The organism is Treponema zioleckii, assembly GCF_014737315.1.
GTDB classification, from domain to species: Bacteria; Spirochaetota; Spirochaetia; order Treponematales; family Treponemataceae; genus Treponema_D; species Treponema_D zioleckii.
In genome coordinates, this window is the sequence record NZ_JPUF01000052.1 from 21,824 (window position 1) to 28,443 (window position 6,620).

Sequence of the window (6,620 nt, forward strand, 5' to 3'; positions counted from 1 at the left end):
TAATTAAAGTTCTCTCTAAAAACTTCACTTTTTAGAGAGAACTTAAAAAATACGCTTCCGATTTACTCAATGTCCAAAATGACAAGTTGCGGGTGGTTAAAAAATCTTGGCAGCGGCGTGCTTTCCCGTGCAAGCCCACGGCTTACTTCCATAACGCTCCCGTTCGAAAGCTGATACGGACCGTTCACGTATTTTGCCCAAAAGCCTTGATTCGGAGCAAACAAGCCTCTGTTAAAAAACGGAATTCTGACCTGCCCGGCATGAGCGTGCCCCGCAAGAATCAAGTCAAAATCATATTGCTCGTAGATTTTTATCCTTTCCGGGCGATGCGTCACAAGGATTTTAAAATGAGATTTTTCGGTGGCTCCAAAAGCTGAATCCAGTTGATTTTTCCATTCAGCCTCGTTCACAAAAAACGGGTCGTCCACGCCGCAAATGTCAATGGCAAAATTGTTCAAAATCAAAGTCTTCGCTTCCCCTGCCAGCACATTAACGCCCGCGGCACGCAAATAATCTTTCATTTCATTCCCGCGGCCGCTCCAAAACTCGTGATTTCCTGTAACGTAATAGCAAGGATATTTTTTGACCAAATCTTCAATCAAAATTTTCGCATTATCGTCTGGAATCTTGTCGTCAAAAATATCACCCGCAAGAATAACAAAGTCCACTTTTTCGTTGTCGATTTTTTGAATCAATGTGCGCTGATTTTTTCCGTAGCGACAAGAATGCAAGTCGGTTACAAGTGCAATCCTGATTTTTTGAGCTTCATTTTTTAGAAGATTCAGTTTTATTCTGTCAACAAACAGCACTTCTGACCACAAAATCCACAACAGGAGTGCCACAAAACCAAACAGTGAAAGAAGAACTTTTTTCTTACGATTCATATTTTGCTCTTGACTCCTTAAATCCAAATAAAAAAGCCGCCCCCAGACTGGCTAAAAACTCAAAATCATAGTGTCATGCTGAACTTGCTTTGGGTTCTTGTACACAAAATATAGTGCAGATGCCGAAATAAATTCGGCATGACGAAAGTTTTTAATCAGTCTCCCTCTGAAGTGCTAAACGAACCTCAAAAAACGGGCAGCGGCTTTTCTTAAAAGATTTTACGCACGACCGTATTTGTCCTCAAAACGAACAATATCATCTTCTTCCAAATAGCTTCCAGACTGAACTTCAATGAATTCAAGAGGGAGCTTTCCTGGATTTTCAATTGCGTGAACCGTTCCGAGAGGAATAAAAGTTGACTGGTTCTCAGTAAGAATAAGCTCTTTTTCGCCGTTCAAAACTTTTGCTGTACCAGAAACGATAATCCAATGCTCTGCCCGATGATAGTGCAGCTGAACGCTCAGTTTCTGACCTGGCTTTACGGTAATATGCTTTACTTTGAATCGCTCGCCCTTTTCGATTGTCTCATAAAATCCCCACGGGCGATAGCCAATCGTATTCTCGGTTGCGGCTGGATTTTTTGAATCCTTCAAGCGGTCAACGATATTCTTTACGGATTCTGACTTGGATTTGTCCGCAACGAGCAAAGCATCTTTTGTATCAACAATCACAACGTCCTTCAAGCCGATTGCCGTAACAACGCGGTTCTTTCCATAAACAAAGGAATTTTCAACCCCGTCAAGAACAGCATTGCCTTTTACGACATTGCCAAAAGAATCTTTTTCCGAAACGTCCCAAAGCGAATTCCAAGAACCAACGTCGCTCCATCCGGCATTCAACGGAATAACCTTGCCTTTTTTGGTCTTTTCCATAACCGCGTAGTCAATCGAAATCGACGGATTTTTCTCGAACGACTCTTTTTCAAGGCGGATAAAATCCAAATCAACTTTTGCGTTCAAAAGCGATTTGCTCGTAGCCTCAAAAATCGAGTTGTCAAGATTCTTGATTTCTTCTATAAAACTATCCGCCCTAAAAATGAACATTCCAGAATTCCAAAGGAAATTTCCAGACTCAAGATACTTTTTTGCGGTCTCCAAATTCGGCTTTTCAACGAAACGTTTTATTGAAGCGCACTCGCCATCTTTTTTTTCAGACTCAATGTAGCCGTAACCAGTCGCCGGGAAGGTCGGAGTGATTCCGAACGTTACGAGGCTGCCCTTTTGTGCCTCTTTTGCGGCAAGCGAAACTGCCTCGCAGAATACTTTTGAATCCTTAATGTTGTGGTCAGACGGCAGCACGACGATGACAGAATTTTCATCAATCTGCATTGCTTTTAAGGCAGCCGCCACAATTGCAGGCGCAGTATTTTTTGCGACAGGCTCCAAAAGAATCACAGGATTCTTAACGCCAATCTGATTCATCTGCTCGGCAATAATAAATCTGTGCTGCTCATTGCATACGATAATCGGCTCTCTAACTTCCAGACCAGAAAGACGTCCTACAGTCTCCTGAATCATCGTTTTGTCTGAAACAAGGCTTATAAGTTGCTTAGGAAACGCGGCGCGTGAAAGTGGCCAAAGACGGGTTCCGCTTCCGCCTGAAAGAATTACAGGTATAATCGACATTATTTTTCCTCAAAAGCAGGCGACTAGAACAAATTCGCCTGCAATTTTATCAGATTTGATTTTATTATTTTTTTAATTTTCCGTTTTTAAGATATGCGTCCCAAGTTGATTTTAGGAGCGTCTCAACGTCAGAGTGCTTTGGAACCCAGCCAAGTTTTTCTCTCGCATAGGCAGATGTGGCAACGAGTGTCGCAGGGTCGCCGGCACGTCGCTCAACAAAGTCTGCAGGAATCTCTTTTCCGGTGAGTTTTCTTGCAGTGTCGAGCATTTCTTTTACGGTAACGCCCTTCTCGCTTCCAAGGTTCACAGTGATGCTCTCGTTGTTTTTCGTTATGTACTCAAGCGCAAGAACGTGAGCAACTGCAAGATCCGTAACGTGAACGTAGTCGCGAATACAAGTTCCGTCGCGAGTGTCGTAATCATTTCCGAACACTTTCATCTTTTCGCGCATTCCGCAAGCTGTCTCCATGATTACCGGAAGCAAGTTCGCAGGATTCTGCTCAAGACCGCACGGGAAGCCGTCAACATCGTAGCCAGCAGCGTTAAAATATCGAAGAGCCGCAAATTTTAATCCACGGATTTTTTCGTACCAGCCCATAAATTCTTCGATTTTAAGTTTAGTGAATCCATAGTAGTTCTCTGGATTTTTAGGGTGTTTCTCATCAATCGGAAGGTACTGTGGCTCGCCAAAAACAGCCGCGCTCGAAGAAAATACCATTTTTAGGCAGTTGTGCTTAACCGCGCTGTTCATAATGTTGAGCGTGCCAGTAATATTGTTTACGGAATATTTTTCAGGTTTGAGCATTGACTCACCAGCGGCCTTGAATGCTGCAAGATGAACGAACGCATCAAATCCGCGCGCAAAAGCTGAATCAATATCATCCTGAATCAAAATGTTTCCATAAATAAATTCGTTCTCAGGAAAAAGATTCTCGCGAAGTCCAGACGACAAATTATCAAAAACCGTAACGGTGTGACCTTTCTGCATCAATTCTTTTACAACATGGCTTCCGATATATCCGGCTCCGCCAATTACCAAAACTTTCATAAAAAAAACCTCTCTAAAATAAAAATGTCCTAACGATTATATCACAAGACATGAGAAATACAAATTTAAAGGCAAAAATCTGCCCCATCAACTTTCGCACATTAATGAATTTCTGCCTATAAAAACTATTTTTTATACCGCCACTGAGAAAGGAACAAAAAAGTCTCAAAACAAAAAAAAGCCATGAACCGAACGATTCATGGCTTAAAGCTGCCTGTAGGACTTGGACCCACGACCCCGAGATTACAAATCACGTGCTCTACCAGCTGAGCTAAGGCAGCAAATTAAAATGTAAAAGAAAACAATCAAGAAACCGAAACTTCTGATTGCTAAGCTGCCTGTAGGACTTGGACCCACGACCCCGAGATTACAAATCACGTGCTCTACCAACTGAGCTAAGGCAGCGTTTACCGTCAAACGGTGTAAATATATTACAAAATCGAACAAAACATGTCAACAGAAAAATAAAGTTTTTTTGAATTTTTTTGTAAATTCTCCCCAAAATTTGGAATTCGGACTATTTATTCTTTTACTCCGCTTATAACCGAATCAAAAATAATAGAAAGAAAAAAATGTGATTTTCCCCTAAAAATATATGGATTTTTTTGATAAAGCGTAACATTCTCAATTTATTGCAAGATTTGCGAAAAATCATCAAAGTCATATTTGATGAAAAAAAACAAGTTTTAATCGCTAGACTTTTTTATGATGACATTTTTGTTTTAGCACAAGCAAGTTTTGATTGTTTTCTTGTCCAACAGCTACAAAAGACAACGAATTATGCTACAATAAAACATCAATTTTCAAAACAAGGACATCATCATGGCAAAATCAAAATCGACCAAATCATCTTCCGCCACAATCGGCTTTGAACAGCAGATTTGGGATGCAGCCTGCGAACTTTGGGGACACATTCCCGCTGCAGATTACCGCAAAATCTTTACAGGACTTATCTTCTTAAAATACATCTCAACTGCCTTCGAAAAAAAATATGCAGAGCTCGTTGCAGAAGGTGACGGTTTTGAAGACGACCCGGACGCTTACGAAGCAGACAACATCTTCTTTGTTCCGCCGGAAGCCCGCTGGTCAGAAATTGCAAAGGCTGCCCATACACCGGAAATCGGCACAATCTTAGACAAAGCCATGATTGCCATAGAAGCCGACAACAAAAGCCTCAAAGGAGTCCTTCCAAAAAACTACGCCAACCCCGAGCTGGACAAACGCGTTCTTGGTAACGTAGTAGACGTATTCACCAACATGGACATGAGCGACACCGAAGCAAGCAAAGATCTGCTCGGCCGCACCTACGAATACTGCATCGCCCAGTTTGCATCCTACGAAGGAGTAAAAGGCGGCGAGTTCTACACCCCGGCAAGCGTAGTAAAAACAATCGTAAATATCTTAAAACCTTCAGAAGGAAAGCGCGTTTACGATCCTTGCTGTGGTTCGGGCGGAATGTTCGTTCAGTCAGTAAAGTTCATTCAGGAGCACGCAGGAAACAGAAGCAACATCTCGGTCTTCGGACAGGAGGCCAACGCCGACACCTGGAAAATGGCCAAAATGAACATGGCAATCCGCGGAATCGACGCAAACTTTGGCGACCATCCCGAAGACACCTTCTTCAACGACCTTCATTCCACACAGAAGTTCGACTTCATCATGGCAAATCCACCCTTCAACTTAAGCAACTGGGGACAGGATAAATTGCAGAACGACCCGCGCTGGGCATACGGACTTCCACCCGCAGGCAACGCAAACTACGCCTGGATAGAACACATGATTTACCACCTGGCTCCTAACGGAAAAATCGGTCTGGTACTTGCAAATGGCGCCCTTTCCACCCAGACCTCTGGCGAAGGAGAAATCCGTCGTAAAATAATCGAAGCAGATTTAATAGAAGGAATTGTTGCCATGCCAACCCAGCTTTTCTACAGCGTAACAATTCCGGTAACCCTTTGGTTCATCACCCGCGGCAAAAAGCAGCCCGGCAAAACCCTCTTCATAGATGCCCGCAACATGGGCCACATGGTAGACCGCAAGCACCGTGACTTTTCTGAAGAAGACATCGCCCGCCTTGCAAACACCTTCACCGCCTTCCAGAAGGGCACCCTCGAAGATGTAAAAGGCTTCTGCGCAGTTGCCACCACAAAACAAATCGCCGCCCAGGATTACATCCTCACCCCCGGCCGCTACGTTGGCATAGAAGAAGGGCCTGTGGATGATGAACCCTTCGCCGATAAAATGACCCGCCTGACCACCGAACTTGGCGGAATGTTCGCAAAGAGCCACGAGCTCGAAGAAGAGATAAAGAAAAATTTAGGAGAGATTGGTTTTAAGATTTAGGGCGCTCCCTGCCTGACGGCAGGTCGGGCTTTTCGGGGTTCCGCTATCGCTCCATTCTCGCTTCGCGAGAACGGCTACGCTGCCCCTACAATCCCTAGCGCATTAGGGCGGCGCAGGCGGGCAGAAATTGCCACACGGATTCGATTTTGCTAACACAAAATCAGTCAATTGTCATTTGAAACGACAAAACGTCATTCCGGACTTGTTTCGGAATCTAAAATATAAAGGAATGAAAATGGAAGAGTGGAAAAAAGTTAGATTAGGAGATTATTGTGATTTTCAAAACGGTTACGCATTTAAATCTTCAGAATTCAAAACTAATGGTGAATACAAAATTGTCAAAATCAAAGAACTAAAAGATGGACTTGTTAAATTTTTCGATGATTCTGCAAGTGTAGATATTCAAGACATTAAAGAATTTGAGAAATATAAAATCTACCGAAATGATGTTCTTTTCGCTTTAACTGGAGACCCTGTAAGTAAACCTAATCCATTAAGTTGGGTAGGAAGAGTATCGATTTATAGATGCGATGAAAATGCTTTGTTAAATCAACGAACCTGTAAAATGAAAAAATCTGAAAAATTTGATAATCAATTTTTGTACTATTATTTTCGGCAATGGGATAACTTTTATGCCTTAGCTTCCAAAGCTACAGGTAGTGCAAGTCAGGCAAATATTTCAACAAATACTATAGCAGATACAATCATAAATGAACTGA

Annotated in this window: 5 protein-coding genes and 2 tRNA genes; 2 read left to right on the plus strand and 5 right to left on the minus strand. The window is 42.6% G+C overall.

Annotated features, from left to right (window positions below):
• Positions 1-62: 62 nt before the first annotated feature.
• From JI65_RS12675 to JI65_RS12695, 5 genes are all read right to left on the minus strand, one after another.
• Positions 63-884, minus strand: a complete 822-nt coding sequence (locus JI65_RS12675; RefSeq protein WP_191017216.1) for a metallophosphoesterase — start codon at positions 882-884, stop codon at positions 63-65.
• Between the two features lie 219 nt (positions 885-1,103).
• Entirely contained in the window at positions 1,104-2,510 is a 1,407-nt protein-coding gene (locus JI65_RS12680; RefSeq protein ID WP_191017218.1) for a mannose-1-phosphate guanylyltransferase/mannose-6-phosphate isomerase, read from the minus strand.
• 64 nt (positions 2,511-2,574) lie between these two features.
• A complete protein-coding gene (galE, locus tag JI65_RS12685) occupies positions 2,575-3,558 on the minus strand; it encodes a UDP-glucose 4-epimerase GalE (RefSeq protein WP_191017220.1) in 984 nt (327 codons plus the stop codon).
• A gap of 208 nt (positions 3,559-3,766) precedes the next feature.
• Positions 3,767-3,839: transfer RNA gene (locus JI65_RS12690), tRNA-Thr, on the minus strand.
• A 51-nt stretch (positions 3,840-3,890) separates the two neighbouring features.
• A tRNA-Thr gene (locus tag JI65_RS12695) sits at positions 3,891-3,963 on the minus strand.
• Positions 3,964-4,380: 417 nt separating this feature from the next.
• Between JI65_RS12695 and JI65_RS12700 the strand changes: the two genes are divergently transcribed.
• Together JI65_RS12700 and JI65_RS12705 are read left to right on the plus strand one after the other, a co-directional pair.
• Complete coding sequence (locus JI65_RS12700) at positions 4,381-5,901, plus strand: type I restriction-modification system subunit M (RefSeq protein WP_191017223.1); 1,521 nt, start codon at positions 4,381-4,383, stop codon at positions 5,899-5,901.
• A gap of 235 nt (positions 5,902-6,136) precedes the next feature.
• Positions 6,137-6,620: restriction endonuclease subunit S (locus tag JI65_RS12705; protein WP_191017226.1), on the plus strand; the 484-nt coding region annotated here is incomplete at its 3' end.

Excerpts from the sequence above, each read along its gene's own strand:
- JI65_RS12680 (WP_191017218.1), bottom strand. The coding sequence starts at position 2,510 with ATGTCGATTATACCTGTAATTCTTTCAGGCGGAAGCGGAACCCGTCTT.
- galE (WP_191017220.1), bottom strand. The coding sequence starts at position 3,558 with ATGAAAGTTTTGGTAATTGGCGGAGCCGGATATATCGGAAGCCATGTT.
- JI65_RS12700 (WP_191017223.1), top strand. The coding sequence starts at position 4,381 with ATGGCAAAATCAAAATCGACCAAATCATCTTCCGCCACAATCGGCTTT.
- JI65_RS12675 (WP_191017216.1), bottom strand. The coding sequence starts at position 884 with ATGAATCGTAAGAAAAAAGTTCTTCTTTCACTGTTTGGTTTTGTGGCA.